This is a genomic window from Marinobacterium sp. YM272, assembly GCF_050908845.1.
Lineage (GTDB): Bacteria > Pseudomonadota > Gammaproteobacteria > Pseudomonadales > Balneatricaceae > Marinobacterium_D.
On record NZ_CP194171.1, the window covers coordinates 3,869,632 to 3,896,214 of the forward strand.

General features: G+C 57.8%; 24 protein-coding genes. 12 read left to right on the forward strand and 12 right to left on the reverse strand.

From position 1 onward, the window contains the following. The first annotated feature begins 143 nt into the window (after positions 1 to 143). Positions 144 to 533, forward strand: a complete 390-nt coding sequence (locus ACQUQP_RS17230) for a universal stress protein (protein WP_432696270.1) — start codon at positions 144 to 146, stop codon at positions 531 to 533. Between the two features lie 163 nt (positions 534 to 696). Here the strand turns inward: ACQUQP_RS17230 and ACQUQP_RS17235 are convergent, their stop codons facing one another. The 3 genes from ACQUQP_RS17235 to ACQUQP_RS17245 are packed head-to-tail and all read right to left on the reverse strand — an operon-like array spanning position 697 to position 3,699. Next, positions 697 to 1,599: a DMT family transporter gene (locus tag ACQUQP_RS17235; RefSeq protein WP_432696271.1), complete on the reverse strand. Its 903-nt coding sequence runs from the start codon at positions 1,597 to 1,599 to the stop codon at positions 697 to 699. Beyond that, positions 1,596 to 3,308: a potassium channel family protein gene (locus ACQUQP_RS17240; protein ID WP_432696272.1), complete on the reverse strand. Its 1,713-nt coding sequence runs from the start codon at positions 3,306 to 3,308 to the stop codon at positions 1,596 to 1,598. Before ACQUQP_RS17240 ends, ACQUQP_RS17235 begins: the two co-directional genes overlap by 4 nt. Before the next feature lie 7 nt (positions 3,309 to 3,315). Continuing rightward, positions 3,316 to 3,699, reverse strand: a complete 384-nt coding sequence (locus ACQUQP_RS17245) for a DUF6394 family protein (RefSeq protein WP_432696273.1) — start codon at positions 3,697 to 3,699, stop codon at positions 3,316 to 3,318. 166 nt (positions 3,700 to 3,865) lie between these two features. Here ACQUQP_RS17245 and ACQUQP_RS17250 point away from each other — a divergent pair, with 166 nt between their 5' ends. Then, positions 3,866 to 6,706 carry an insulinase family protein gene (locus tag ACQUQP_RS17250; RefSeq protein ID WP_432696274.1) on the forward strand — a complete coding sequence of 947 codons (2,841 nt, stop codon included), beginning with the start codon at positions 3,866 to 3,868 and terminating at the stop codon, positions 6,704 to 6,706. Between the two features lie 23 nt (positions 6,707 to 6,729). On the opposite strand, the gene ACQUQP_RS17255 is transcribed toward ACQUQP_RS17250, so the two are convergent. Both ACQUQP_RS17255 and sbcB read right to left on the reverse strand, forming a co-directional pair. Next, positions 6,730 to 7,167: a hypothetical protein gene (locus ACQUQP_RS17255; RefSeq protein ID WP_432696275.1), complete on the reverse strand. Its 438-nt coding sequence runs from the start codon at positions 7,165 to 7,167 to the stop codon at positions 6,730 to 6,732. Next, the gene (gene sbcB, locus ACQUQP_RS17260; protein ID WP_432696276.1) at positions 7,136 to 8,587 is read right to left on the reverse strand and encodes an exodeoxyribonuclease I; all 1,452 of its coding nucleotides are present in this window, start codon (positions 8,585 to 8,587) and stop codon (positions 7,136 to 7,138) included. The genes ACQUQP_RS17255 and sbcB overlap by 32 nt, the downstream gene beginning before the upstream one ends. Positions 8,588 to 8,654: 67 nt before the next feature. On the opposite strand from sbcB, the gene ACQUQP_RS17265 reads away from it, so the two are divergent. Continuing rightward, positions 8,655 to 9,083, forward strand: coding sequence for a YchJ family protein (locus ACQUQP_RS17265; protein ID WP_432696277.1), 429 nt, complete (start codon positions 8,655 to 8,657; stop codon positions 9,081 to 9,083). A gap of 214 nt (positions 9,084 to 9,297) precedes the next feature. After that, the gene (locus ACQUQP_RS17270) at positions 9,298 to 11,889 is read left to right on the forward strand and encodes a DUF349 domain-containing protein (protein ID WP_432696278.1); all 2,592 of its coding nucleotides are present in this window, start codon (positions 9,298 to 9,300) and stop codon (positions 11,887 to 11,889) included. Positions 11,890 to 12,052: 163 nt separating this feature from the next. Here the strand turns inward: ACQUQP_RS17270 and ACQUQP_RS17275 are convergent, their stop codons facing one another. The 3 genes from ACQUQP_RS17275 to ACQUQP_RS17285 form a co-directional block, all read right to left on the reverse strand. Beyond that, positions 12,053 to 13,453 carry an IS1182 family transposase gene (locus ACQUQP_RS17275; RefSeq protein WP_432696279.1) on the reverse strand — a complete coding sequence of 467 codons (1,401 nt, stop codon included), beginning with the start codon at positions 13,451 to 13,453 and terminating at the stop codon, positions 12,053 to 12,055. A 102-nt stretch (positions 13,454 to 13,555) separates the two neighbouring features. Further along, positions 13,556 to 14,305, reverse strand: coding sequence for an acetoacetyl-CoA reductase (gene phbB / locus ACQUQP_RS17280; protein ID WP_432696280.1), 750 nt, complete (start codon positions 14,303 to 14,305; stop codon positions 13,556 to 13,558). Positions 14,306 to 14,549: 244 nt separating this feature from the next. Next, positions 14,550 to 15,893 (reverse strand): MATE family efflux transporter, encoded by a 1,344-nt coding sequence (locus tag ACQUQP_RS17285; protein ID WP_432696281.1) that lies wholly within the window; start codon positions 15,891 to 15,893, stop codon positions 14,550 to 14,552. A 175-nt stretch (positions 15,894 to 16,068) separates the two neighbouring features. On the opposite strand from ACQUQP_RS17285, the gene ACQUQP_RS17290 reads away from it, so the two are divergent. The 3 genes from ACQUQP_RS17290 to ACQUQP_RS17300 all read left to right on the forward strand — a co-directional run bounded on the left by ACQUQP_RS17290 (position 16,069) and on the right by ACQUQP_RS17300 (position 19,758). Next, positions 16,069 to 16,782, forward strand: a complete 714-nt coding sequence (locus ACQUQP_RS17290) for a 16S rRNA (uracil(1498)-N(3))-methyltransferase (protein WP_432696282.1) — start codon at positions 16,069 to 16,071, stop codon at positions 16,780 to 16,782. Between the two features lie 248 nt (positions 16,783 to 17,030). Beyond that, positions 17,031 to 18,050, forward strand: coding sequence for a Fe(3+) ABC transporter substrate-binding protein (locus ACQUQP_RS17295; protein WP_432696283.1), 1,020 nt, complete (start codon positions 17,031 to 17,033; stop codon positions 18,048 to 18,050). A gap of 16 nt (positions 18,051 to 18,066) precedes the next feature. Continuing rightward, positions 18,067 to 19,758: an ABC transporter permease gene (locus ACQUQP_RS17300; protein ID WP_432696284.1), complete on the forward strand. Its 1,692-nt coding sequence runs from the start codon at positions 18,067 to 18,069 to the stop codon at positions 19,756 to 19,758. 49 nt (positions 19,759 to 19,807) lie between these two features. On the opposite strand, the gene ACQUQP_RS17305 is transcribed toward ACQUQP_RS17300, so the two are convergent. Beyond that, on the reverse strand, positions 19,808 to 20,860 hold the full coding sequence (locus ACQUQP_RS17305; protein WP_432696285.1) for an ABC transporter ATP-binding protein: 1,053 nt from the start codon (positions 20,858 to 20,860) through the stop codon (positions 19,808 to 19,810). Between the two features lie 107 nt (positions 20,861 to 20,967). Next, positions 20,968 to 21,534 (reverse strand): 1,6-anhydro-N-acetylmuramyl-L-alanine amidase AmpD, encoded by a 567-nt coding sequence (gene ampD, locus ACQUQP_RS17310; protein WP_432696286.1) that lies wholly within the window; start codon positions 21,532 to 21,534, stop codon positions 20,968 to 20,970. A 114-nt stretch (positions 21,535 to 21,648) separates the two neighbouring features. On the opposite strand from ampD, the gene nadC reads away from it, so the two are divergent. Next, positions 21,649 to 22,488 carry a carboxylating nicotinate-nucleotide diphosphorylase gene (gene nadC, locus ACQUQP_RS17315; RefSeq protein ID WP_432696287.1) on the forward strand — a complete coding sequence of 280 codons (840 nt, stop codon included), beginning with the start codon at positions 21,649 to 21,651 and terminating at the stop codon, positions 22,486 to 22,488. A 69-nt stretch (positions 22,489 to 22,557) separates the two neighbouring features. Here the strand turns inward: nadC and ACQUQP_RS17320 are convergent, their stop codons facing one another. Further along, a complete protein-coding gene (locus ACQUQP_RS17320) occupies positions 22,558 to 22,902 on the reverse strand; it encodes a hypothetical protein (protein WP_432696288.1) in 345 nt (114 codons plus the stop codon). 223 nt (positions 22,903 to 23,125) lie between these two features. Here ACQUQP_RS17320 and ACQUQP_RS17325 point away from each other — a divergent pair, with 223 nt between their 5' ends. The 4 genes from ACQUQP_RS17325 to ACQUQP_RS17340 all read left to right on the forward strand — a co-directional run bounded on the left by ACQUQP_RS17325 (position 23,126) and on the right by ACQUQP_RS17340 (position 25,808). Then, on the forward strand, positions 23,126 to 23,821 hold the full coding sequence (locus tag ACQUQP_RS17325) for a transposase (RefSeq protein ID WP_432696289.1): 696 nt from the start codon (positions 23,126 to 23,128) through the stop codon (positions 23,819 to 23,821). A gap of 197 nt (positions 23,822 to 24,018) precedes the next feature. Further along, on the forward strand, positions 24,019 to 24,474 hold the full coding sequence (locus tag ACQUQP_RS17330) for a transposase (RefSeq protein ID WP_432696290.1): 456 nt from the start codon (positions 24,019 to 24,021) through the stop codon (positions 24,472 to 24,474). 169 nt (positions 24,475 to 24,643) lie between these two features. Beyond that, entirely contained in the window at positions 24,644 to 25,174 is a 531-nt protein-coding gene (locus ACQUQP_RS17335; protein WP_432696291.1) for a helix-turn-helix domain-containing protein, read from the forward strand. 106 nt (positions 25,175 to 25,280) lie between these two features. Next, positions 25,281 to 25,808, forward strand: a complete 528-nt coding sequence (locus ACQUQP_RS17340; protein ID WP_432696292.1) for a transposase — start codon at positions 25,281 to 25,283, stop codon at positions 25,806 to 25,808. 149 nt (positions 25,809 to 25,957) lie between these two features. On the opposite strand, the gene ACQUQP_RS17345 is transcribed toward ACQUQP_RS17340, so the two are convergent. Then, positions 25,958 to 26,434 (reverse strand): pilin, encoded by a 477-nt coding sequence (locus tag ACQUQP_RS17345; protein ID WP_432698713.1) that lies wholly within the window; start codon positions 26,432 to 26,434, stop codon positions 25,958 to 25,960. Positions 26,435 to 26,583 lie beyond the last annotated feature (149 nt).

Here is a 26,583-nt window from a genome sequence, read left to right on the forward strand (position 1 = left end):
GGGAATCCTCAATTTAGGAAAAACATGAACAAACCCGGGTCGCCAGGCTTCTTCATACCGCCCCTATCTTTCAGCGTTCTTCACCATCTTTTGCGGCTGCTAGACTGAGAATACATCCCTAACCGCGAATCGGGAGAAACCTAATGAGCTTTAAACACATACTGGTGGCCGTTGACCTATCTCCATCCAGTCAGGCTGTCATTAACAAAGCCGTTGCCGTCGCCAAAAGCGACAACAGCCAACTTTCTCTGGTGTATGTCGAAGTCGACAGCATGGCATTACCACCAAAGGAAGAACAGGAACTCCACGCCAAACTCCAGTCACTGGCCGATGAATGCGATTACACGGTCAGTGACGTTTCAGTCGTAGTCGGCGATCTGTCTCCCAAACTGAAAGGTCTGGTGAAACAGATGGATATCGATCTGGTAGTGTGCGGCCATCATCATAAAGTGCTGAGCCGTCTGTTCTCGTCCATTCCCAAAGTCGTCAACGCCGTCGAAACCGACCTGCTGATTGTCTATCTCGACGACTAGCCGTTACCCCTTAGCAACAGGCAAGGACCGCACAAGGCCAGTTTTATTTGCAGCTGGCCTTGCCTGTTTTTACCGCGCCGCGATCCAACCTTTTCAGCCAGACCTACCTACAGCTGTTTTGACTGTTCTGATAGTCACACAGGGTCGGCAGTCTGGATATTGGCTAGCTTTTGGTTCCTGCTTTACGCCCGGTTGTCCGTCGTATTGTTGCAAGATAGATACCTGTAAAGATCAGAAGAATACCCACTCCGTGGAAAAGGTACAAAGATTCGCCAAGAAAAAGTACCGACATCAGCACGCCAAATACCGGAATCAGATGGATAAACAGGCTTGCACGCGCAGCCCCCAGTTCCGCCACGCCCCTGTTCCAGAACAGGTAGGCAAGAATGGACGGGAAAATAGCCATGTAGATAACGGCGGAGACCACCGGCAGGTTCCATTGAATCTCCACTGGGCCACCCAGTCGACCCAGCGCGAAGGGGGCGAGCAGCAGAGTGCCGATCAGCACGTTGAAGGCAAACAGGGTAAATCCGTCCAGCCCTTCCGGCCGTCCTCTGAGCGCCACTGAGTAAAGCGACCAGGCCAAAACAGCGACACCTATCCAGATATCGCCACGATTGAAGTCGAGCCCCAGCACTAACGACAGGTCCGCCTGACTCACCAGTACAGTAACGCCCGCCAGTGACACCAGGGTACCCGCCCACTGACGCAGACTAAGCCCCTCACGCAGCAGCATAAAGTTAAGCAGTACGATGACCACCGGGGCCGCCGACTGCAGCATCGCCGAGTTGGCCGCGGTGGTATCCTGCAACCCCAGATAGATAAAGGTGTTGAAGCAGGTCACGCTGAGTACCGAGAGCAACAGTAGAATCGGCAGATGGGCGCGGATAACCGCCCTGCTCCTCCAGAGTCGCGGCAGACCCCAGGGCAGGATCAGCAACAGCACCAGCAGCCAGCGCAGAAACGCCAGCGCCACCGGGTCGAGATCGGCATGGATGGCACGTGCGCTGACCACGTTGCCGGCCCAGAACAGCGGTGTCAGGGCCAGCAGCAGATAAGCCTTCACTTCGTATCGCCCCCCTGCAGCCAGCGTTGCAGCCGGCTCTGGGTGGCATCGTTACCTGTCAGCACATAGTGCAGGGTGTTGTAGTTGAATGCGGTCCAGGCCATGCGATCCAGCGCCCCCTTGCGACCACAGAACAGGATGTCGTCGCCCTCCTGCAGCTCGGTCAACTCGCCCGGCAGCAGTTTCACCTCGTCGCCGCGGCGGATCATCAGCGGGAAGCAGTGCAGGGTTTCCTTGCGATAGAGGGGATTTTTCAGAAGCGCGATCAGTTTGATCGGTGCTTTATCATCCTCCGTGCCTTCCCGCAGTTTTTCCAGCACCGCCGGGGCTTCCTTTTCACCGATGCAGACCGAGCGACTCTCAAGAGGCTCTTCGCCCACGGTCGCGTTCATCCGGTTAAGCAGAGTGTGGGCCCAGACCTCGTCCTGCAACATCAGCTGGTCGAGGAATACCGACAGCAGCGGCGTTTTCAGCTGCGCCATGATGCGGGTGGCGATGATCTGTCCCGGCTGCATGATGAAGTCGCAGCGGGAGTTTTCAAACACCAGGTCGTTGGCACTCAGGTTCTGGCGCACCACCGTGATCAGTTTGGGGTTGAGTTCCCGCGCGGTCATGATGATCGACAGGTTATCGGCATCGTTGCCGGTACCCGCCACAATACCTACAGCGTCCTCGACGCCCGCCTGCTGCAGGGTCACCGCCTCGGTACCGACGCCGAGTACCGCACCGGGCAGATCGCGGATGTTGTTCGGATCCGGATCGATAATCGTGACCTCGGTATCCTCCTGTTTCAGCTCACGACTGATATTGCTGCCGAACCGGCCAAAGCCACAGATGATCCAGCGCCCCTTGGCATGGCGATAGACGCTCGCCAGGTTGCGGTGTTCAGGGTTCATCAGCCAGTCAAACACCAGGTGACGATGGGGACTGTGCGCCGCCAACGCCACGTATTCGGCATAGGAGCGAAACGGATCGACGATCAGGTCGGTGCCGAAGGAGGCCAGATTGGCGGTGGTAATATCGTTTTCCGAGCGGCTGATCGCCAGACGTTTGGGCTTGAGCACCTTGCTGGCGATCGACACCGCCAGGTTGACCTTGTCACTGTTGGTCAGCGCCAGCACGCCTGCGCAGTTCGACTGCTGCAGCCCGGCGTGATCGAGAATATCCGGCAGTGAGGCATCGCCGCACAGCGCCGGTACCGGCAGACACAGGCCATCCAGTTCCAGTTCGTCGATGCGGTCCTGGTCGATATCCACCACAACCACCCGGACACCGCGTTCGGTCAACGCCCGCGCCAGGTTGGAACCGGTCACGCCATAACCGCAGATCAGGTAGAACGGCTCGGTCAGGTTGCGCACATGATTGACGAACCGGCGCAGACGCAGCAGCCGGGTGAAACCGGAGTCCTGGAACACCGCCAGCGTCGTACCTATGCCGTACAGCCAGGCCACCACGCAGGCGTAGATGGTACACAGGGTCCACATCCGCTGGGCATCGGTGAAGGCGTAGGGGATCTCGCCAAAACCGATGGTAGAACCCATGAAGGAGACGAAATAGAAGGCGTGGAAGTAACTCATGTGCCAGACGTTGCCCTGATCATCCTGGCCGGGGATCAGAATAAAGCCAAGAATCGACACCGCGTAGACCACGATCAGCGTGATCAGCGGCGCCCGCAACCGTCTCAGCAGCACATAAAGAATATCGTACATGGAGCGATCAGCGCCGGATCAGGACAGTTTCAACCATCAGCAGAATCACCGAGGTGATATTCGCCAGCAGCGCCCCGCCGGCAAAGGAGACCACGCTGGCCATCACTTCCGCTTCCATGCCGGAGGCGGCGATATGCTCGCCGTAGCCCCAGATACCGGCGGCGATAATCAGCTGCAGGTCGGCCACCAGACTGGTCGCCAGCATCAGCGCGCCCAGGTGGCTGCGATCGCCAAACTTGAGCACCGTACAGATAAGGCTTACCACCAGCGCAAGGAAGAGTTCGAGGACATCGTGGTGATCAGGGTTATCGATCTCGCCAACAAAAAAACCAAAGTTCAGCGTTAATGCCAGCACAATAAAAAAAGCGAATATCACTTTCTCGCGATTCATCCGTTGAAACTCCCTGCTTGAGATATAAGGATTGTATCCAGCCTGGCGGATATACGCACCCGACAGGCGACGTTTTTAACCTACAGCTTGGAAACTCAGGCGCAAAGCCGAGGTCTGACAGCTACTATCGAGCACTATCGTGAAACAAACGGGGATCAGGATTCACATGCATTTCAGGCGAGTTGCCCAGGCCGTCAGTGCCGTTTTTCTGCTTCTTATCTTCACCGGCGTTGCCCATGCGGCGCTGATCCAGAGCCAGAACGACCAGCGCCAGTACGAGAATTTCCGCCTCGATAACGGTTTGCAGGTGGTCGTCATTTCCGACCCGGATACGGACAAGGCCGCCGCCTCGATGAACATTATGGCGGGCAGCGCCGACAACCCGGAAGACCGTCCGGGTCTGGCACACTTTCTTGAGCACATGCTGTTCCTTGGCACCGAAAAGTACCCGGAATCCGGCGCCTACCAGGAATTTATCAACGCCAACGGCGGCAGCCACAACGCCTATACCTCGTTTGAGAACACCAACTACTTTTTCGATGTTAAGGCCGACGCCCTCCCGGGCGCGCTCGACCGCTTCTCGCAATTTTTCATCGCACCGCTGTTCACCCAGAAATATGTGGACCGCGAACGCCACGCCGTGCACTCCGAGTTCAAATCCCAGCTGCAGGACGATGGCCGTCGCCTTTACAGCGCCAGCAAGCTGGCGATGAACCCGGACCACCCCTACAGTCGCTTCTTCGTCGGTAACCTGGACACGCTGGGCGACCGGCCCGGCTCCGATGTGCGCGATCAGCTGATCAGCTTCTATGAAAGCCACTACTCCGCCAACCTGATGGACCTGGTGGTGATCGGCAGGCAGCCCACCGCCGAGCTGCGCGCAATGGTGGATCAGTACTTCAGCGCGGTGCCCAACCGCAAGCTGGAAGACAGGGTTTCCGCTGAGCCGCTGTATAAGCCTGGGCAGTTACCGATCCAGCTGGATGTGGTCACCAACATGGAAACACGCCAGCTGACGCTGCGCTTTCCGATCGCCGGGTTGCGCGAGCACTGGCGGGAAAAACCGGTGAGCTATATTGCCAGCCTGGTCGGTTACGAGGGCCAGGGCAGTCTGCTGAGCCTGCTGAAAGAGAAAGGCTGGGCCCGGGCGCTCGGCGCATCCGCCGGCATCAGTCTGCCCGGCCAGGCCACCTTCGATGTGGGCATAGAGCTGACCGAGTCGGGCCTCACTCACTACGCCGAGGTAGTCGAACTGTTCTTTGCCTTTGTCGAGGAGCTGAAGAGCCAGGGTATCCGCGAAGAGCTCTATAACGAAGAGGGCCGCCTCGCGGCGACCGACTTCCGTTTCCGCGAGTTTGGCGAACCGGCCCACGAGGTGATGCGCCTGTCCGCCCGCATGCGGGACTATCCGACCATCCACCTGCTGGATGGCCCCTACCGCTACGACCATTTCGATCCGGCGCTGATCCGAAGCTACCTGGAGCAGCTGACACCGGATAACCTGATCCTGACCCGGGCAGCACCATCGCTCGACACCGACAGCAGCACCGATCGCTACGCCATCGACTACCGTCTCGGCGCGCCCTCTGCCGCGGACCAGAAACGCTGGAACCAGCCCACCGCACCCGAGGCGCTGGCCATCAGGCATCTGAACCCCTACGTGGCGGACAACCTGGAACTGCTGCAGCAGACCAGCGAACAGGACGACAAGCCCAAGGCGTTGTGGACAGCGGACGGCGCCGAACTCTGGTATCTGCAGGATGGCAGTTTCAATGTGCCCAGGGCGAACCTCTATTTCACTTTCCTGTCGGAAAACGCCAATCGCACACCGCGCAACAGTGTGCTGACTACGCTGTTTGCACGGATACTGGATGACCGCCTCAACGAAACTTTCTACGACGCCACCCTGGCGGGGCTATCAGCCTCGATCTACCCACATATGCGCGGTTTCGGCATCCGTATCTCCGGTTACAACCAGCGCCAGTCGGTTCTGCTGGACACCATCCTTGACGCCTTCAAGCAGCAACCGGCGTCAGAGGCCCGCTTCCGCCGCATCAAGACGGCACTGACCGAAGAGCTGCAGAATGCAGCCAAAGAGAAACCCTATAACCAGACCTTCAGCGCGCTGTACACCTCGCTGATGCCGCAGTGGTCTGAACAGGAAAAGCTGCAGGCCCTTGAGGCGCTGACACTTACAGACCTGCAATCCTATCTGCCGACGCTGTTCTCCGACCTCTACCTGCGCAGCCTGGCCCACGGCAACATCACGGCGGAGAGCGCTCACCAGATGGCCAGCAAAGCCTATCAAACCCTGGTTGCCGATGATCCTGCCGCCAGCGCCCTGCAGTTACCGGTGGTACAGCTGCCCGCCGGCCAGCGCCTCTACAACACCCTGGATATCGAGCATAACGACTCGGCGCTGACACTTTACCTGCAGGGTGACAGCACCGCGGTGACTGCCCGCGCCGAGGTCGCACTGCTGAACGAGATTATCAAAACGCCGTTCTATTCCGACCTGCGTACCGAGCAGCAGCTGGGCTATATCGTGTTCGCCACCCCCCTGCCGATGCAGGATGTACCGGGGCTCGCCCTGGTGGTGCAATCACCGGTAGCCAACCCGGACCAGCTGGAACAGGCCTACGATAAGTTTCTGGACGGGATGGAAGCGCGTCTTGCTGAACTCTCGGATGCGGAGCTGGCCAGCTTCAAACAGAGCCTGATCTCAAGGATCAACCAGAGTGACAAAACCCTGAAAGAGCGCTCCTCCCGCCTCTGGCGTGAACTGGACCGGGACAACCCGGATTTCAACACCCGCGAGGAGCTGACTGAAGCTACACTCGATATCGATCGGGAACGCTTGCTGACACGCCTGGATGAGCTTCGCAGCCGTGAACTGGCACTGCGCAGCTACGCCGGTAAACAGACCCAGGGCTCCCACGATGATGATGAGCTGCTAAATGCGCTGAAAGCCGACGAGAAGTTTGTGCCGGGCACCGGGGCACCCTGAACGCTCGCCGATCAAGCGTCAACTCAGAGTTCGATGACACTGCGCCGGGTGCCGAAAGGCGCCTCCGGCGTCAGCGACTCTCCGGGGGGATCGGTGATATCCGGTTCGAGCGGAACCATGCAGGGCTCGCCCGGCTTACAGCCAAGTTCCGCCTCCTGCTGCATAATCCGGGCAAATACCAGGTCTTCACCGCTGATTTGTACGCCAGCATCCGGCGCGACCACCACCTCATGCACCGGCGGCGGGTCGGACGGCGCCACCACGGTCACCGGCGGCAGAGCCCTGGGCTCACCCGGGGTAACCACGGCGTAGTTGATCTCGGAGGCGTAGCGTTCTGCCAGGCGCGGAGTGATCTCGGCGGCAACCAGCGGCGCGGATACGACGGTCAACGCCAGCAGGCTGCTGGTAATTTGAGCCGGATGTCCTTGCTTAATACTCCAGCGGGTAGATCGATTCGGCATAGAACGCCAGCTCTTCCAGAATGAGTTTGTCTCGTTCTGATAGAGTCGGCTGCTGCGCCAATTTATTTAGCTCTTCGTAAAACCGCGGAATCGTCAGGTAACCCTGGTTGTTTTCACCCAGCAGCTTGTTGGAGCGGTACTCCTCCCAGCGCTGGTGTTCCTCTTCACGCAGGGTTTCCGGGAAGTTACGCGCCTTGTAGCGCAGCAACATCTCCTCCAGGCGCGGATCCTGGAACGGCGGCTCCATGACCGCCAGCTCCTCTGGTGGCGCATTACGGATCTGCTCCATCAGCGCCCGGTCCGAGTCACCGAAAAATCCGCCCGAGTAGAGCATATGATCCGGGTCGCCATCGGCGGGCGGATGCTCATCCGTATACAGCGCGATCAGCTTTTCCTGCAGCCCCGGCTCAGCGCGCAGCATGGCCAGGTGCCGGCGACAGGTATCACCATCGATATTGAGCCGTGCGGCTTCCTCGCCATTGAGCATGCCCGCCGGCGCGACGATCGGGCAGCGGTTGGTGTGAAGCAGTTTGAGCGCCATCTGCGGCGCATCGGCCGGACGCTCATCGTGGCGCGTATACAGCAGTTCGCGGATCTGCTCGACACTGAGTTCGAACAGCGGCGTCGGATCGATACGCAGATCCCAGACCGCCACCGCGTTGCGGTTAACCGGATGCCAGGTCAGCGGCGCCACCACGGCGGCGTTACCCCACTCAGCCGGATACTTGGACGACACATGCAGCACCGGCTTCATCGCCGGCACGTCCAGCTTCGCCTGCACCGCCCGCTTGCCGCGATTGGCAAGCACATAATCGAACAGCTTGGGCTGACGCTCTTTCACCAGCTTGGCTACGGCGATGGTGGCGTACACATCCGACAACGCATCGTGCGCCTGATCGTGAGCCAGGCCGTTGGCCTTGCTGAGATCCTCCAGGCGCAGGCTCGGCGTATCGTCTTCGTACGTAGGCCACTCTATCCCTTCCGGGCGCAGTGCACGGGTCAGGCGCAGCATATCGATAATGTCCCAGCGTGAGCAGCCGTTCTGCCATTCCCGGGCATAGGGGTCATAAAAATTGCGGTACAGGGTGTTGCGGGTGACCTCATCATCGAAACGGATGGAGTTATAGCCCACGGCGCAGGTTCCGGGGCGCGCCAGCTGCTCATGGATCTGGCGGATAAACTCTGCCTCGCAGACACCTTCGGCCAGCGCCTGCTGCGGGGTGATACCGGTCACCAGGCACGCCTGCGGATGCGGCAATATATCCTCCGACGGGCTGGCAAACACAACCAACGGCTCTTCGATCACATTGAAGTCGGCGTCGGTACGCACGCCGGCAAACTGGACAGGCCGGTCCCTAGCTGGATCGGTGCCAAAGGTTTCGTAGTCATGCCAGAAGAATGTCTGTTCAGCGTTTGCCATTGCAGGTCCGTTGGTGTCTATCGTGTATAATCGATGCCTACACTAACATCGAAAGGGTTCCCCTGGCATGCTCCACGATCAGTTAACCGGCGCTTCCCCCTGCCCCTGCGGCTCGGGCAAGACCTTCGCTCAATGCTGCGAACCCGCCCTGAACGGGACCCGCCCGGCCCCCACCGCCGAAGCATTGATGCGCTCACGTTACTGCGCCTTTGCGATTGGCGCCGTGGAGTACCTGCTCCAGACCATCGCCCCGGAAAAACGCCAGGAAGGCGATGCCGAACTGCTGACCGAACAGACTCAGGTGACCACCTGGACTGGTCTGAAGATCCTGTCCACACGTAACGGAACAGAAAATGATTCTCTGGGTGAGGTGAGTTTCGAAGCCCGCTTCGAATCAGGCCCTAGCAAGGGTGTGCTGCGCGAACACTCCCGGTTCCGCCGCGATGCACAGCGCTGGGTCTACGTGGACGGTGATGTGGAACTGCTGCCCGGCTGATCAGGCATCGATTTCTGGCCGTTATTTGCGTCATGTCAAGGCTTTTCCTGCGTCACAGGACACCGGTAGAATAGGTGCCCGCCCGTCCGGATGCTCTTTGAGCGGCCGCACTCACGGGTCAGTCGGTTGAAGTATGAAAGCCGTAAGGCGTTCCTCCCGAGCCCCGGATATACGATTGAGTAGCCGAGCGCACAGCGCCGGTTTGTGGTGATTGATGTTTGCAAATCTGTTTAAACCCAAGTGGCGTCATTCAAGCCCTGATGTCCGCGTCCGCGCAGTCAACCGCTTGCGCTCCGACCGCCCCGCTCACTCCGACATCCTCCGCAGCCTGCTGCTGGATGATCACAGTTGCGAGGTGCGCCGGGCCGTTATCGAGCGTATCAGCGATCTCTCCCTGCTGATTCAGGCACTCGTCTCTGAGCAGGATCAGGAGCTTCGTCGCTACGCCGCCAGCGCCGTTGCCGATCAGCTTTCCGCCCTGTCCATGAACGAACAGCTGTCATGGGCCGAACAGATTCCCGATAACCAGAGCCGTGTCGAACTGGCGCTGGTGGATATCTCCTCAACACTACGTAGCCACCTTATCGACCTGATCGACGAACAGAGGTTCCTGATCAGCATCGCGACCAAGGCCGCCACGGCGCAGACGCGTCGCGAAGCCGCCCTGCGCATTACCGACCCGGAACAGCTTGAGATCCTCAGCCGCGAAAGCAAGGGCAGCGACAAGGCCGTGCACCGTATCGCCCGGGAAGCACTGCAGACACTGCGCGATCAAAAGCGCGAAGAAGCCCGCCTCCAGGCGCGTCGCCAGGAACTGCTTGAGGCTCTGAACAGCCTGGTAAACGGTCAGGACCATCAGTTGTTCCAGGCCCGCTTCGACGTTATCCATCGCGAGTGGGAACAGCTCTCCCACGACGATGCCGCCCAGGTGACGCGATACAACACACTCAAGACCCAGGCTGAGCGGTTTATCGCTGATGAGGCAGCACGCAAAGCCCAGGCCGAGGCAGAGGAAAATGCCCGCATCGAGCGCGAGCGCCAGGACCTGGCCCTGACCGAAACACTCGAAGCACTCTGCCTTCGCAGCGCTGAAACGGCTGAGTTACTGCCAGAGCTACAGGCAGCTATCTCAGAGGTAAACAGTTTCCGCGAAACCGCGCCGGTCTCCAGGGCACTCGAGGACAAGGCGGTACTGGCCGAAAAGCTTTGCCAGTCCCTGCTGCGCCTTGACGAGGTTGAAGCCAGCCTTCGCGAACAGCTGGAATCACCGCTAGAGGACAGCGACAAAGCACTGGTCGGTTTCCTGTCCAGCATCGACTGGCCACAGGGACTGCAGTCGCCAGCCCTGCTAAACCAGGCGCAGCAACTGCTGAACGAATCTCGCCAGAACCAGCAGCAGCTCAAGCAGCAGCATCTAGAGCTGGTAGCACGGCTCGATGCGCGACTGACCGACCTGGAAGCCGCAATCGAGCGCGGTGAAATACGTACCGCGCTTAAGCAGAGTGAACGCGCCGAACAGAAGATGCGCACACTGGGCGCAAAGCTGCCGGAAAAACTGGACCAGCGCCACAGGGCTCTGGTCGCACGTCTGCAGGAGATGAAGGACTGGCAGGGGTTCGCGGTCAACGGCAAGAAAGAGCAGCTGTGCGAACAGATGGAAGCACTGGTCGACTCAACGCTGCCGCCGCAGCCCTTGGCAGATCAGATCCGGGCACTGCAGAAAGAGTGGAAGGAACTGGATTCCGGTTCTGCCGTGCACTCGCAGAAACTCTGGCAGCGCTTCCGCAGCGCCGCCGAGGCCGCCTACGCGCCCTGCGAAGCACACTTCGGTGCACAGAAAGAGAAGCGTCAGCAAAACCTGGCCCAGCGTGAAGAGATCTGCCATCAGCTGGAAACGCTGATCGGATCGATCAACTGGGACGAGGCGGACTGGCCCGGACTGGAACGCATCTGCCATACCGCCAAGCGGGAGTGGAAACAGTTTTCGCCGGTGGATCGCGCCCCGGGCAAAGTCGTGCAGCAGCGCTTTAACCAAATCATCCGTGACCTGGACGCGCGTCTGCGTGACTGGCACCAGCAGTGCGCCACCAGCAAACAATCCCTGATCGATGCCGCAGCGGCACTGACCGAGTGGGACGACGTCAGCGCGGCCGCTCAGGAAGCCAAGGCGCTGCAGCGCCAGTGGAAAGAGACGGGACCGGCGTTTCGCTCCACGGAACGCGCACTCTGGCAAAGCTTCCGCGAGCATTGCGATACCATCTTTGACCGCCTCAAGAGCGGCGGTATGCCAACCGACCCGATCAAGGTCGACCAGGCTCCCGCGCTGCTGAAAGAAGAGGATCTGTCGCGACTGACGAGCTGTGCCGACCTGCTGAGCAAGGCGGAGAAAGCGATTCTCGACGGCGATCTCGGCATGCTCGATACTCTGCTTGGCGCCATCCGTGAATCCCTCAGCCAGGTACCCGATCAGTGGCAAAGCGCTCTGAACCGGCGCATCGATGCCATTGAACCGCTGATCACCGCCCCCCAGGGGCTGGAAGAGCAGCTCAGCGACAGCGAACACCAGCTGCGCGAACTCTGCATCCGCCTGGAGATCCTGCTTGGCCAGCCCTCTCCCGACGAGGATCAGGCCCAGCGCATGGAATACCAGATGCTACGGCTGCAGCAGGCCCTCGACGAGCAGAGCCGTAATCCATCCACAGCCGATGTGCTTGAGCTTGAGCTGGAATGGCGCACCATTCCGTTCAGCAGCGTTTTCCCGCAGCTGCAGCAGCGCTTCAACCAGCTTAAACAGCGCACGGAATAAGCAACCGGCAGCAGTCGCAAGACTGCCTGACCAACCGTCAGGCAATAAAAAACCGGCTATCAAGAGGCTGTGTAAAAACACAGTTCCCTCAGGCCCGGGTAAAGAACCCTGTCATTTGGCAGGGTTCTTTGTTTCTGAGCGCGGCTAATTTACAACCCATCTATCAGATCAGTTGCAGCATTCTCTGGACCCCAAGAGCATTGATCATGCGATTTAAGTTGTAAGCCATAACCGCCAACCCCATTTCTGATTCTGCACCGGATTGCCCCCAACATCCGAAACGCCGCATACCCATATTGTGCTTAAGTTGAGCAAACGGACGCTCGACAACGGCACTTCGTAACCGCATTAAACCTGGATTTTCATCAACTCTTTGCTGGGAACGATCCAGTGCGTCTTCATTGAAGTGTCGGGTGACCCAGCGTTTATCAGCGCTTGTGCACCGGCCCTGCAAGGGGCAGGCGTTACAACCAGTCCGGGCATATAGGCGGTGCTTTTTCTTGCGATTGTAGGTCTGGTAGGTCAACAACTGACCGGCTGGGCAAGTAAACTGATCTTGCTCACTGTCGTAGGTGAACTCACTTTTCTGGAAGTAGTTCCCCTTATTGTTAACAGCGCGATTGACCGGAACTGCGGGTTCGATGCCTTGCTCCTCACATCGCTCCAACTGCTCCCCATTGGAGTAGCCTGCATCGGCGAGAACTTGAAGTGTATCTGCACCAAGCTCCGACTTTGCAGCCGTTGCTATCGGCTCCAATTGACGGTTGTCGCTACCTTCGGTCGTGACATCATGATGGACGATCAGGCCAGTCTCTACGTCAACGGCACTTTGTACGTTATATCCAACCACAATGCCTTCCCGGCCGGAGCGCATACGCTTGGCCTCAGGCTCGGTTTCACAGCACTGTGATGCCCCTTCATCTAGAGAGCTTGAGAGCCCGTCGAGCTTTACTTTGCGCTTCTGGAGCTGACCCAATGCCTCGTGGATGGAGCCTTTCTCGTTCATATCCGATTGCTCGGATTTAGCCATCAGGTGCAGGTAATCATCAATCTTTCGGTTTAAACGTTTCTGGAGCGCGTCGAACTGCTTACGGTTATACGTTTTACTCATGCTGGCGGCCGCTCGGAACTTGCTGCCATCAATCGCTATCATCCGACTATCAAGTAGGCTCGCGTCACGGCAAAACTGAATGAAGCCGCGGCAGGCCTCGCGTATGGCTTTGCTGTTTTGTTGACGGAAGTTAGCCAGTGTCTTGAAGTCGGGCGCCAATCGCTTCATCAGCCACAGTACTTCGACGTTGCGGTGGCACTCTTTCTCTAGTCTGCGGGTACTGCGCACTTGGTTGAGGTACCCGTAGGTATAGAGTTTAAGGAGGTCGGCCGGGTCATAGGGTTTGCGACCGGTGTGTTTGGTAGCGGCCTGAGTAAAGCCCAGAGCTAGCATATCCAATGAATCCATGTAGGCATCGATAACCCTGACAGGATTATCTGCCGAGACATAATCATCTAAGCTTTCTGGAAACAGAGTGCTCTGCTGCCGGGGTTCCCCTTTGAGATGACGCATAAAAAAATACCCGCACTTATTGGTGCGGGTATTTTGTCGGTATAGAGAGTGTTTTTACACACCCTCATCAAAGCCGGTTTTTTTATCGATGCAGCTAACGCATCAGTGCATGTGCTGACCACCGTTGATGGAGAAGTCGGCGCCAGTGATATAGCCGGAGTGCTCGTCCGCCAGGAAGGCAACCATGCGGCCGATCTCTTCCGGTGTACCCAGACGACCTACCGGGATGTTGGAGGCGATCTTCTTCAGTACCTCTTCATCGATCTTGGCAACCATCGCGGTCATGATGTAGCCCGGAGAAACGGTGTTAACCGTCACACCCTTGGAGGCAACTTCCTGCGCCAGCGCCTTGGTGAAGCCGTGGATACCGGCCTTGGCAGCGGAGTAGTTACACTGACCGAACTGGCCTTTCTGAGCGTTGATGGAGGAGATGTTGATCACGCGACCGAAGCCGGCTTCCAGCATCGGGTTAATCGCCAGGCGGGTCATGTGGAACATGGAGTCCAGGTTGGCGGTCAGGACTTCGTCCCACTGCTCCCAGCTCATCTTCTTGAAGGTACCGTCGCGAGTGATACCCGCGTTGTTTACCAGTACACTGATGTCACCGCCAGTCAGTTCTTTGACCGTGGCCACACACTGGGCACAGGATTCGGCGTCGGTTACGTCGCCGTATGCCACCTCGATTTCGTAGCCGTCTTTCTTCTGCTCTTCCTGCCAGGCCTTGGCCTTTTCGTGCTTACCGCCGCTGTTGTAACCAGCGACTACGCGGTATCCCGCATCAGCCAGTTGACGACAGATCGCCGTACCAAGACCGCCGGTTCCACCGGTTACCAGAGCTACTTTCTGACTCATAATATCGCACCCCTCTGTGTTTACTTATAACGAACCAGTTAAATCCGGTTTTCGAATTTGTATTAGATTTTGTACGTGATCTTCCCTTGATCATAGTACGCACATGGTCTAACAAACAACCGTTAATCTGTTGTTCAGCTACAAAAGCATACCGACGGGGTTTGACTTAATGATGACAGCCAGGGAAGGATGCGGTGAATAGGTCCATGACACCTCCGGTCAGACGGAGATTCTCTCGGCCGGCTCAATGCTTCTCTAGCCGCGACAGGTAACGACGCATCCAGGTGTAGGCGAGGGTCGCAGTGATACCGTTGGCGATCACCAGCGCAGCGAACATGCCGTCCAAACCAAACAGCAGACTGCCGAGCCAGCCGAGCGGTACATACATGATAAACAGTCTGAACAGGCTGATGCGCATAGCCCGCATCGGCTGGTGCAACGCGTTGAACGAAGACGCGCTAAGGAAGGTGATCGCCTGAAAGCCGAATCCCGCCGGGACCAGCACCATCCAAAGCGCCAGCCAGCGGGACACATCGGCATCCTCGGTAAACAGAGCCGCCATCGGATCCGCGAACAGAAACAGAAGCAGATAGACCAGCCCCTGCCAGATCAGCGCGAAACGCACCGCCCACATATAGGCTTTTTTCACCCGCTCGACCTGACCCGCACCGTAGTTCTGACTGATAAAGGGAGGCAGGGTCATGGACAATGCCAGGCAGACCAGCAGCGACAGCGACTCTACCCGGTTACCCACCCCGTAAGCGGCGACAGCCTCGGCGCCATGCCCCGCTACCACCGCGGTCAACACACCGTTCGCCAGTGGCGTCATCATGTTCGACAGCGCGGCCGGCAGGCTTATCTGCATCAGCTGTTTCCAGTGACCCAGCATCTCCCGCAGATCGGGCCAAACCAGCAACAACATGCGGCGCCGGATATAGAGCAGGTAAAGCGCAAGCACCGTGGTGGTACTCCAGGCCAGAACGCTGGCGATGGCCGCGCCCTGAATCCCCAGGGCCGGGATCGGTCCCCAGCCGAAGATCAACAGCGGATCAAGCAACAGGTTCAACAGTGCGGAGACCAGCATCACCATGCCGGACATGCGCGTATCGCCGGCGGCCCTGAAAATGCTGTTGCACACCATGTTCAACACCAGGAACACCGAACCGGAAAACCAGACCGTCATGTAGGCGTGGATATAGGGCATCAGCTGCGGTTCTGCTCCCATCGCACGGAACACGGGATCGATAATCCAATGCCCGCCAATGCCCACCGCCGACATCAGCACAACAGTCATAATCAGGTTATCGGTGGCCATTCGCGACGCGTTACGGGTTTCACCCGCACCGATCAGCCGCGCCAGGGTGGCCGAGGTGCCGACACCCAGCCCGATCGCCAGACTGGTCACGGAAAAGGTGACGGGGAAGGTGAACGCCAGCGCCGCCAGCGGCTCGGTGCCCAGCTGACCCACGAACCAGATATCCGCAATGTTGAACAGCATCAGGCTGACGATGCCGACCATCATCGGCAGGGTCATGCGCACGAGCGTGGAGCGGATCGGGGCGTTGAGAATATCGGGAGCTGGAGACATGAGCGGGCCGGTTCACAGACGGAGGCGCAGTTTACCATAGCGCCCGGAAACTGACTAAGCCGTCAGGCCGGCCGGGCCTTGTCGACAGCCCGAATACCCGCGCTTATTGGCTACCCCTGACATAGCGATCTTCAGCTGTAGTATTATCCCCGCTGCTGTAGAAAACGGGCTCACCATGAATCTTATTTTGCTGTTCGAAGACGATTTCACCGCGCCGGGTGAGGTCCACCTGCATGATCGCCGCCTGACACATATCCGCGAAGTGCACAGGGCCGAGCCGGGCGACCGGCTCAGGGTTGGCATGATCAATGGCGCCCTCGGAAGCGGCCGCCTGCTGACTATATCCGAACATGAAGCGGTCATGCGGGTGGAGCTGGATAACGCACCGCCGCCTGCCCTGCCACTCACCCTGATCCTGGCGCTGCCACGCCCGAAGATGTTCAAGCGTACACTTCAGGCAGTGGCCAGCATGGGCGTAAAGGACCTCTGGCTGATCAACTCCTACCGGGTGGACAAAAGTTACTGGGGTTCTCCGCTGCTCACCGATGCCGGGCTTAGAGAGCAACTGCTGCTAGGGCTGGAGCAGGCGGGCGATACGATGCTACCGAAGGTGCACCTGCGCAAACGTTTTAAACCCTTTGTCGAAGACGAGTTGCCAGACCTGTGCCGGGAGAAAAGAGCACTGCTCGCACACCCGTATAATGCCGAGCCCTGCCCTTCAGCCTCAGCTGAACCCACCCTGCTGGCAGTGGGTCCGGAGGGCGGCTTTATTCCCTACGAGGTCGAAAAACTGGTGCAAGCCGGTTTAAGCCCGGTGCACCTGGGCCCCCGAATACTGCGGGTCGAAACCGCAGTACCGGTGCTGCTATCAAGGCTGTTCACTTTTTAAGGCAGGATTGAGTCGACACCTGGCATGGAGAGTGCCGCCGACTTTCTTTGATCTGAGTCATGCAAAAACCCATGAACTATACGGTTTATTTCGGTTAATATGCGAAAAGTAAATAAGAATCAGACTTAATACCGTTGACGCACGAAGAGAAAATGATAACAATTCGCATTATTGGTTCAGCGACAACGCCTCGCGATCCAGCGAACAGCTATCCATTTTCCAACGAACTACCGAGAGAGTCCGCGCCGATGAAAAAAGCTCTTTTATCCGCTGCCGTACTGAGCGCCACGTTCAGCTCCTTCGCCCAGGCCGAAGAGGTAAACGTCTACTCTTACCGTCAGGAATTTCTGCTCAAGCCCCTGCTGGAAGCGTTCACCGCAGAGACCGGCATCAAGGTCAACGTGGTCTTCTCCAAGAAAGGTCTGCTCGAGCGCCTGGAGCACGAAGGCCGCAACACCCCGGCTGACCTGCTGCTCACCGCCGACATCGGCCCGCTGTACGACGCCACCGAGCGTGACCTGGTCGCACCGATTCAGAGCGAGATTATCGAGCGCAACGTGCCCGCACACTTCCGTGCAGAAGATGGCAAATGGGTGGGGCTGACCAGCCGCGCACGTATCATCTACGCCTCCAAGGATCGCGTTGAGCCAGGCGAAATTAAAACCTACGAAGAGCTGGCCGATCCGAAATGGAAGGGTCGCATCTGCACCCGTAGCGGCAAGCACACCTACAACCTCTCGCTGATCGGCTCCATGATCGCCCATCACGGTGAAGCTGAAACCGAACAGTGGCTCGAAGGCGTCAAAGCCAACCTGGCCCGCAAGCCTCAGGGTAACGACCGTGCCCAGGTTAAAGCGATCAAGGAAGGGGTCTGTGACCTGGCGCTGGGCAACAGCTACTACTACGGCAAGATGGCCACCAACGAGAAAGAGCCGGAACAGAAAGAGTGGGCCGCGTCCGCCAACCTGGTGTTCCCGAACCAGGATGATCGCGGTACTCACATGAACATCTCCGGCGCCGCCCTGACCAAGTACGCCCCGCATCCGGAAGCAGCGGTGAAACTGGTAGAATTCCTGACTCAGAAACAGGCCCAGGAGCTCTACGCCGAGGCCAACTTCGAATTCCCGGTGCGCCCAAACACCCCCTGGTCCGATCTGCTGGAAGAGAAGATGAGCGGTTTTGATGGCGACGAGATCAACCTGGGTGAGATCGGTGCTCAGCGCGCTGCCGCTGCCAAGCTGGTCGACAAGGTTGGCTTCGATAACTGATTCTATGGAGTAGCGGATGACAGCCACAGCCGATACCACGCTGACCGAGTCCCGGACACTGCCCCGCCTAAGGGGGCTGCTGCCCGGCTGGTACAGTATCGGCTGGGGCACCGCTCTGCTGGTCATGTTACCGGTGCTGGCCGTGCTCTGGCTGGCACTCTTCCCCACCGAAAATATCTGGCCTCACCTGGCCTCAACGGTATTACCGGTCTATATCAAATCGACGCTGATCCTGATGGTCGGCACCGGTGCCCTGTCGGTGGCGATCGGCGTGGGGACCGCCTGGCTGGTGACGCTGTGTAACTTCCCCGGGCGACGCCTGTTTGAATGGGCACTGCTGCTGCCCTTTGCCATTCCGGCCTATGTAATCGCCTATATCTACACCGACCTGCTCGAATATGCAGGCCCGCTGCAGATTTTCCTGCGCGACCTGTTCGGCTGGGAAACCGCCCGTGACTACTGGTTCCCGGAGATCCGCAGTATCGGCGGTGCGATCCTGATGCTGACGCTGGTGCTCTACCCTTACGTTTACCTGCTGGCCCGCGCCAGCTTCCTGGAACAGTCGATGAGCATCCGCGATGCCAGCCGCATGCTCGGCTGCACGCCCTGGCAGAGCTTCTACCGTGTATCCCTGCCGATCGCGCGCCCCGCCATCGCCGTGGGCCTGTCGCTGGTCTCCATGGAAACGATCAACGACTTCGGCACCGTGGATTACTTCGCCGTTAAAAGCATGTCCGCGGGCATTTACGATGCCTGGCTCAACATGGGCAATGTGGGTGCCGCGGCACAGATCGCCAGCCTGATGATGATCTTTGTCGTGGTGCTGATCACTCTGGAGCGGGTGGCGCGGGCCAAGTCACGTCAGTACACCAGCGCCGATCGCTACCGCACCATCGAGCGCTACCGGCTGACGCCCACCCGTGCCTGGCTCTGCTCTCTGGCCTGTGCCCTGCCGGTTCTATTCGGCTTTGTCGTACCCTTTATCAGCCTGACCGATATGTCCCTGGCCCACCTGGACCAGTTCAGCGACAGCGACTTCCTCGGCTTTGCTACCAACAGCTTTACGCTGTCCAGCGTCACCGCCCTGCTGGCGGCGGCGATCGCCGTTGTGCTTTCCTACAGCAAGCGCCTCTATGCAGACAAACGTTCGCTGCAGGTGGCAGCGCGCATGAGCAACCTGGGTTACGCCCTGCCGGGTGCTGTCCTGGCGATCGGCGTGATCATCCCGCTGGCCGCGTTCGATAACAGCATCGATAGCTTTATGCGTGAGCATTTCGGTATCAGTACCGGCTTGCTGCTTAGCGGCACACCGTTCGCGCTGGTGTTTGCCTACTGTGTGCGTTTCCTCGCCGTCTCCGGCGGCGCCGTGGATTCATCGCTCGGCAAGGTCACGCCCAGCATGGATATGGCATCACGCTCACTCGGTGCCAATACGCTGAGAACCCTGAAAGAGGTCCACCTGCCGCTGATTCGCGGCGGCCTGCTTACCGGCCTGCTGGTGGTGTTCGTGGACTGTATGAAGGAGCTGCCGGCAACGCTGATCCTGCGCCCTTTCAACTACGATACGCTGGCAACCTACGTTTACCAGTACGCATCGGACGAGCAGATCGAGAGCTGCTCGCCGGCAGCCCTGCTGATCGTACTGGTGGGGATAATTCCGGTGATTCTGCTAAGCCGCACGATTACCGCGACACGAGCAAGCCGGTAAGCGGCGCGCGCCGCAACGCACGCCAGTTTGCAAAGCCTGCTGAAAGCTATTAACGGTCGAAGAATACTATCGGCCGGTGCGGTGCCACATGCAGGGACACCTGCTCACCGTTCGGGTAACGGTGCATACCGCTCTCCACGGCCTGCAGCTCTTTGCCTGACGCAAGTTTCAGATGGTAGAGGGTCTGACTGCCCTGGAACTCGCAACTGAGCACCTCGGCCCTGACATCCCCTTCATGGCTTAACTGGATATCCCCGGGCCGCAGAAACAACTTCAGCCCTAGCCCCTCACAGCCGTCCGCGCCAAAGGGCTCGGCAAATTCCAGGTCACCCAGCTCGCAGGACAGGCGGTCGGTGGAGAGCGCCGTGCCCGCCAGCATCACCCCCTTACCGACAAATGAAGCGACTTCCGGTGTTGCCGGCTGGTAGAACAGCTCCTCTGGTGTCCCCCACTGCTGCACCTGTCCCTGGGACAGCACCCCAAGACGATCACTGATCGTGAACGCTTCCTGCTGATCATGGGTCACCATGATCGAGGCGATCTGCTGCTTCTTCAGAATCCGGCGCATCTCCGCGGACAGCTGCCGGCGCAGATCCGTATCCAGGTTGGAGAACGGCTCATCCATCAGCAGCAGGCGGGGCTTCGGCGCCAGCGCGCGGGCCAGAGCAACACGCTGCTGCTGACCGCCGGAGAGTTCATGGGGATAGCGCTTGCCAAGATCCGGCAGCTCAACCAGGTTGAGCACCTCGTCGACCGCCTGCTGCTTTTCCCGCTTGCTCCAGCCCTTGAGGCCAAAGGCGATATTCTCGGCGATGGTCAGGTGTGGGAAGAGCGCATAATCCTGGAACACCATCCCCATGCCGCGCTTCTCCGGCGGCACCACCTGGCTGGCATCGCTGATCACCTCGCCGTTAATAAAGATGGCGCCCGCTTCGGGTTCGATGAAGCCGGCGATAGCGCGAAGAACCGTGGTCTTTCCGCAACCGCTGGGGCCAAGCAGACAGGCGATTTCGCCTTCTTGAATGGAAAAACTGACCGACTGCAGTACCGGGTTTCCCTCATAGGCACACTGAAGTTTTTCAACGGAAAGAAGTTCGCGCATAGATATCCTGCTCTCAATCCGGCGCAATCAGCCTCGCTAGCAGGAGACGAAATGCGCAACGGACGGCCTAAAAACCTGTAAAACCAGGGGATAATAATAATTGAAAATCATTCTTGATTACCAGCAACCAGTGACGTCCGGTAGCGACGCCAGTCAAACGCCGGACCCGGGTCCGTCTTGCGCCCCGGAGCGATATCACTGTGACCGCAGATCCGATCCAGGTTTATCTGCGGATAGGCCTGCATCAGCGTAGCCGTGATCTGGGCCAGCACGCGGTACTGCGCATCGGTGTACGGTGTGTCGTCGGCTCCTTCCAACTCGATACCGATGGAGAAGTCGTTACACGCTTCCCTTCCGTCAAAGCAGGAGCGCCCGGCATGCCAGGCCCGCTTGTCGAAGGGCACAAACTGGGTGACCTTTCCATGACGGTCGATCAACAGATGCGCCGATACCTCCAACTGGTGAATATCGCGATAGTAGGGGTGTTCATCCGGATCCAGGCAGTTGGTAAACAGCTGGCGGATCCCCTGCCCGCCGAACTGACCCGGCGGCAGGCTGATATTGTGGATAACCAGCAGCGAGATCTCGCAATTAGGCCGCTCATTTTGGTTGGCCGAGGGGCACTGGGTCGCCCCCTCCAGCCGATGTGCCTTAATCGAAAATAGAGTTGTCATGATGGATCCGGGTACCTTCTCCGGCAGCGCTAAAATAACCACCGCACCTGTTCTCGCCTCGATGCGGTTTCGCTAGAATATCGGCCCCGAACAACACCCGCAACGGAACTCCCCATGCTGAACCTGACCGACCTGAAACCGGTGATCGAAGAAAACGTCCGCCATGCACTCGCTGAAGATGTGGGCAGTGGCGACATCACCGCCGCTCTGATTCCCGAGTCTGATCAAAGCCAGGGGCGTGTTATCAGCCGGGAAAAAGCGGTTATCTGCGGTACCGCATGGGTGGATGAAGTATTCCGGCAGGTGGATCCTGACGTCAGTATCGAGTGGAAAGTAAAAGACGGTGACCTGGTCGAACCGGACCAGACCCTGTTTACGCTTGAAGGCGCATCACGCAGCCTGCTGACCGGCGAGCGCGCGGCGCTCAACTTCCTGCAGACCCTGTCGGGCACCGCAACCCTGAGCCGCAGCTATGCCGACCGCGTCGCCGATACCGGCGTCAGACTGCTGGATACCCGCAAGACCATCCCGGGTCTGCGTATGGCGCAGAAATACGCCGTCAGCTGCGGTGGCTGCCACAACCACCGCATCGGCTTGTTCGACGCATTCCTGATCAAGGAAAACCATATTCTCGCCTGTGGCGGTATCGCTGCGGCAGTGAGCACAGCCCGCAGCATGCACGCAGACAAGCCGGTGGAAGTCGAAGTGGAAAACCGCGAGCAGCTCGCTGAAGCGCTGGAAGCCGGGGCCGATATCATCATGCTGGATAACTTCAGTCCCGATGAAATGATCGATGCCGTGACCTTCACGGCGGGACGCGCCAAGCTGGAAGCCTCCGGCAACATCACCGACGAGACCCTGGTGGAGTTTGCCAGAACAGGCGTGGACTACATCTCAATCGGCGCCCTGACCAAACACTGCCGGGCGGTCGACCTGTCGATGCGCCTGGTTTAATTCTCTTGATACAAAAAGGCCAGCTACTGTGCTGGCCTTAAACGACTCACTGCGATTTTCTAGTCAGATTTACTGGCAGCTGGCGGCACCTATCTGCACCCACTCGTCGTCATTCTGAATCTGCAGCACATCGAACACCTCTACCTGAGCGGGACTGATACCGTTCTGCAGCATGATTGAACAGGCATCACGCGCCTCGGCATCACGATTGGAACCATCGGGAATCACTCCAATCCCCAGCCGGCGCCCCTTGTCCCACCAAACGGGCTGAGCCGGCAGGTCCAGCGTCTGCATCACCTCGGTCGCCACCTTATCACGCACCTCCGCAGACACCTCTTTACGACCGGTTTCTATGTACCAGGTTACCCCGATACTCAGGGCAATCAGGATAAGGACCATCAGGCGTTTGTTCATTACGGGGAATTCCATCGCGGGTTGGCATTATTCTTGGCTTGGGAGTGTGCCGGGATGCTCCCCGGCTGGCAACCGGACTAAAGCCTAAATTGGGGTCAGAGTAAAAATACTACGGCATCCACTGCATTCCACGTGGCTACGACACATTCACCACCTCTGGCTATGTTACCCTCAACGCCAGGCCCTGAAAGGAATCGGGGCCAGCTGGACTCAAGGAAGAGCTATGGCAAGAAGACCAAGAGCCTGCCCAGCAGGCATCCCTCAGCATATTATTCAACGTGGCAATAATCGGCAGATCTGTTTCGTTGGTGATGAGGATTACGCAGCCTATGCACAGTGGCTAACCGACGCATCTCAACGCTTCGAAGTACATATCCACGCCTGGGTATTTATGACCAACCACGTTCATTTATTGGCTACGCCCCTGAAGGCAGGTGCTGTCTCGGCCATGATGCAACACCTGGGGCGGCACTATGTGCGCTACTTCAACAGAGCCTATCAGCGCACAGGCACCTTATGGGAAGGCCGATTTAAATCCTGCCTCGTTCAGTCCGAGCAGTATTTGCTGACCTGCCAGCGATACATCGAGCTGAACCCCGTCAGAGCCCGAATGGTAGGACACCCTGCCGATTACCACTGGAGCAGCTACCACGCACACGCTCAGGGAATCGATACCGAACTGTGGACACCACATGAGCTGTATTTAAGCCTAGGTAAAAACAGCACAGAGCGGCAACAATACTACCAGGCACTTTTCAGCAACCCACTGCCCAGTGAGCAGCTGCAACGGATTCAGCAGTCGGTCAACCAAGGGTTAGCGCTGGGCAACGACCGCTTCCGTGATGAAATCGAGATACTTACTGGTGTTCGTCAGAAAATATTGAAGGCGGGAAGGAAGAAAAAGAAGGAGGAGGGATAAATTTTACTCTGACCCCGATTTCGCTGACCCCGATTTCGCGAAACACGAATTCGAAACAAAAAGGACCGCCGAAGCGATCCTCTCTGAAGAACCCGGGCTAGGCCAGAAATGTTACTCTGACCCCGATTTTGGGGATAAGGGGCGGCAGAAATATTACTCTGACCCCGATTTCCCTTAAAGAAAGAGCGCTATCGTCAATGATGCAGCATCTTGGCAGGCGATATGTTCGCTATTTCAACAGCAGATACCGACGAACAGGAACCTTGTGGGAAGGCCGTTTCAAATCCTGGCTCATTCAACCAGAGCAATACCTGTTGGCCTGCCAACGATATATTGAAATGAATCCAGTGAAAGCTCGAATGGTGGAGCACCCTTCCCAATATCACTGGAGCAGCTACCAGGCACATGCACAGGGTATCGATTCTGTGTTGTGGACGCCTCATCAGCAATATCTGAATCTGGGGAAGAATATGACGGAGCGGCAGCGGAACTATAAAGAGCTGTTCAAAAAACCATTGCCCGATGAGCGGATACTGCAGTCTTTCAATCAGGGTTTAGCCCTAGGCAACGACCGCTTTCGTGATGAGATCGAGCGACTTACCGGAGTACGCCAGCAACTACTTAAACCTGGCAGGAAGAAAAGAAAGGAATAAATGTTACTCTGCCCCCGGTTTCGTACTGTCAGGAAACGGCAGAAACAATGCTGGATGGGCTTAATTTAGGTTCTTCGCAGATTAGCGGGAAAGTGAGAAGTGCGGCAGCAAGAAGGGTTAAGGTTGTGTTCGCCAAAACTCGACCTACAACTCAACTGCTGCCGACGTCATGGATGCTAATCTGCTGAGCCTTTTCTGGGAAGGCTTCGAGCTTGAAAGCTACGAAGTCACCACCTCCAATACACTCTCCCTTCGACTACAACCGCGCTCTTCACAACCTCCTGTCTGTAGTGGTTGTGGTCAGGCCACGCTGTTGGTTCACGATGTCAGCAGACGACACGTGCGTGAGCGCGACCTGTTCGACTACCGCGTTTGGCTTGATGTACCCGTGCGCCGTGTGCGTTGTGTTGGCTGTGGTATTCGGCGTGAACAAATACATTGGCTTCCGGGGCGCCGAGGACTGACACAGGCTATGATTCGGCAAGTGGAAGTATTGGCGTCGTTGCTGCCGATTAAGCAAGTGGCAGAGCTGCTTGGCCTGCATTGGCATACGGTGAAGGCGATTGATCATCAGCGCCTGAGTCGCGAGGTGCAGGCGCCGGATCTAAGTCAGCTACGACGACTGATCATGGATGAGTTCGCGCTCTTCAAAGGGCATCGATATGCCACCGTGGCCACTAGGCAACGACCGCTTTCGTGATGAGATCGAGCGACTTACCGCAGTACGCCAGCAACTACTTAAACCTGGCAGGAAGAAAAGAAAGGAATAAATGTTACTCTGACCCCGATTTCGCGCCTGGGTATTTATGACCAACCACGTTCATCTATTGGCTACGCCCCTGAAGGCAGGTGCTGTCTCGGCCATGATGCAACACCTGGGGCGGCACTATGTGCGCTACTTCAACAGAGCCTATCAGCGCACAGGCACCTTATGGGAAGGCCGATTTAAATCCTGCCTCGTTCAGTCCGAGCAGTATTTGCTGACCTGCCAGCGATACATCGAGCTGAACCCCGTCAGAGCCCGAATGGTAGGACCCCCTGCCGATTACCATTGGAGCAGCTACCACGCACACGCTCAGGGAATCGATACCGAACTGTGGACACCACATGAGCTGTATTTAAGCCTAGGGAAAAACGGGACAGAGCGGCAACAACATTATCAAGCGCTGTTCGTTAACCCACTGCCCAGTGAGCAGCTGCAACGGATTCAGCAGTCGGTCAACCAAGGGTTAGCGCTAGGCAACGACCGCTTCCGTAATGAAATCGAGATACTTACTGGTGTTCGTCAGAAAATGTTGAAGGCGGGAAGGAAGAAAAAGAAGGAGGAGGGATAAATTTTACTCTGACCCCGATTTCCAAGAGAAAGAAAGGTAGGCGTGCTCCACAACAAAAAGGACCGCCGAAGCGATCCTCTCTGCTGAACTCGGGGCTAGGCCAGAAATGTTACTCTGACCCCGATTTCCAATTTTTATTTCGATCTCTCTTAGTCACGCTGCGGGCAGCGGTTAGGATCGATCGTAGCGGGATCGCAAACCATAGTCCACGCTAGGTTGCCCGCATTAGTTTCAGTTGCTGTAAAGGTAATTACGTCGTTGCCGCCTGACGGGTCGACTTCATCAGCAGCGGCTCCGCCAGCCTCAAAGACGGTAGCGACGAAACCTGCCGTAGAAACAGCAGCGCCACTTACAACAATCGTCATGTCTACATGAGAACCGAAGAGGGACGCTTCATAACCTTGAGCATCAGCTGCTACGTTAGTCAAGTCTCCCTCTTCGGAAAAGAACTGCTCTACAGCGATCTTATTCGTCCCGAAAATAGAAGGCGCCTCGGAAAGCTTCGAACGAATCGTGTAATCCTGATAAGCCGGCAGCGCGATCGCAGCCAGAATACCGATGATCGCTACAACGATCATCAATTCGATCAGCGTAAAGCCCTGCTGTTTCGCAAATTGTTTTTTCATCATTATCTCTCCAGCGAGTTTAACTTCCTGTAATTAAACGGCAGCTTGCCATTCAAAGGTTTCACAGCAAGAGTAGTGCCAACATCAAACTTTCCCGTTTTCTGAGGCCTTGGACCCTGTGCGTGTTAGCGATGCTAAGGCAAAGGCTG

Excerpts from the sequence above, each read along its gene's own strand:
- ACQUQP_RS17290 (WP_432696282.1), top strand. The coding sequence starts at position 16,069 with ATGAATCTTATTTTGCTGTTCGAAGACGATTTCACCGCGCCGGGTGAG.
- ACQUQP_RS17270 (WP_432696278.1), top strand. The coding sequence starts at position 9,298 with ATGTTTGCAAATCTGTTTAAACCCAAGTGGCGTCATTCAAGCCCTGAT.
- ACQUQP_RS17255 (WP_432696275.1), bottom strand. The coding sequence starts at position 7,167 with ATGCCGAATCGATCTACCCGCTGGAGTATTAAGCAAGGACATCCGGCT.
- ACQUQP_RS17320 (WP_432696288.1), bottom strand. The coding sequence starts at position 22,902 with ATGAACAAACGCCTGATGGTCCTTATCCTGATTGCCCTGAGTATCGGG.
- ACQUQP_RS17240 (WP_432696272.1), bottom strand. The coding sequence starts at position 3,308 with ATGTACGATATTCTTTATGTGCTGCTGAGACGGTTGCGGGCGCCGCTG.
- ampD (WP_432696286.1), bottom strand. The coding sequence starts at position 21,534 with ATGACAACTCTATTTTCGATTAAGGCACATCGGCTGGAGGGGGCGACC.
- ACQUQP_RS17345 (WP_432698713.1), bottom strand. The coding sequence starts at position 26,434 with ATGAAAAAACAATTTGCGAAACAGCAGGGCTTTACGCTGATCGAATTG.
- ACQUQP_RS17305 (WP_432696285.1), bottom strand. The coding sequence starts at position 20,860 with ATGCGCGAACTTCTTTCCGTTGAAAAACTTCAGTGTGCCTATGAGGGA.
- ACQUQP_RS17265 (WP_432696277.1), top strand. The coding sequence starts at position 8,655 with ATGCTCCACGATCAGTTAACCGGCGCTTCCCCCTGCCCCTGCGGCTCG.
- ACQUQP_RS17295 (WP_432696283.1), top strand. The coding sequence starts at position 17,031 with ATGAAAAAAGCTCTTTTATCCGCTGCCGTACTGAGCGCCACGTTCAGC.
- ACQUQP_RS17245 (WP_432696273.1), bottom strand. The coding sequence starts at position 3,699 with ATGAATCGCGAGAAAGTGATATTCGCTTTTTTTATTGTGCTGGCATTA.
- sbcB (WP_432696276.1), bottom strand. The coding sequence starts at position 8,587 with ATGGCAAACGCTGAACAGACATTCTTCTGGCATGACTACGAAACCTTT.
- ACQUQP_RS17325 (WP_432696289.1), top strand. The coding sequence starts at position 23,126 with ATGGCAAGAAGACCAAGAGCCTGCCCAGCAGGCATCCCTCAGCATATT.
- nadC (WP_432696287.1), top strand. The coding sequence starts at position 21,649 with ATGCTGAACCTGACCGACCTGAAACCGGTGATCGAAGAAAACGTCCGC.
- ACQUQP_RS17250 (WP_432696274.1), top strand. The coding sequence starts at position 3,866 with ATGCATTTCAGGCGAGTTGCCCAGGCCGTCAGTGCCGTTTTTCTGCTT.
- ACQUQP_RS17330 (WP_432696290.1), top strand. The coding sequence starts at position 24,019 with ATGATGCAGCATCTTGGCAGGCGATATGTTCGCTATTTCAACAGCAGA.
- ACQUQP_RS17230 (WP_432696270.1), top strand. The coding sequence starts at position 144 with ATGAGCTTTAAACACATACTGGTGGCCGTTGACCTATCTCCATCCAGT.
- phbB (WP_432696280.1), bottom strand. The coding sequence starts at position 14,305 with ATGAGTCAGAAAGTAGCTCTGGTAACCGGTGGAACCGGCGGTCTTGGT.
- ACQUQP_RS17285 (WP_432696281.1), bottom strand. The coding sequence starts at position 15,893 with ATGTCTCCAGCTCCCGATATTCTCAACGCCCCGATCCGCTCCACGCTC.
- ACQUQP_RS17300 (WP_432696284.1), top strand. The coding sequence starts at position 18,067 with ATGACAGCCACAGCCGATACCACGCTGACCGAGTCCCGGACACTGCCC.
- ACQUQP_RS17335 (WP_432696291.1), top strand. The coding sequence starts at position 24,644 with ATGGATGCTAATCTGCTGAGCCTTTTCTGGGAAGGCTTCGAGCTTGAA.
- ACQUQP_RS17340 (WP_432696292.1), top strand. The coding sequence starts at position 25,281 with ATGACCAACCACGTTCATCTATTGGCTACGCCCCTGAAGGCAGGTGCT.
- ACQUQP_RS17275 (WP_432696279.1), bottom strand. The coding sequence starts at position 13,453 with ATGCGTCATCTCAAAGGGGAACCCCGGCAGCAGAGCACTCTGTTTCCA.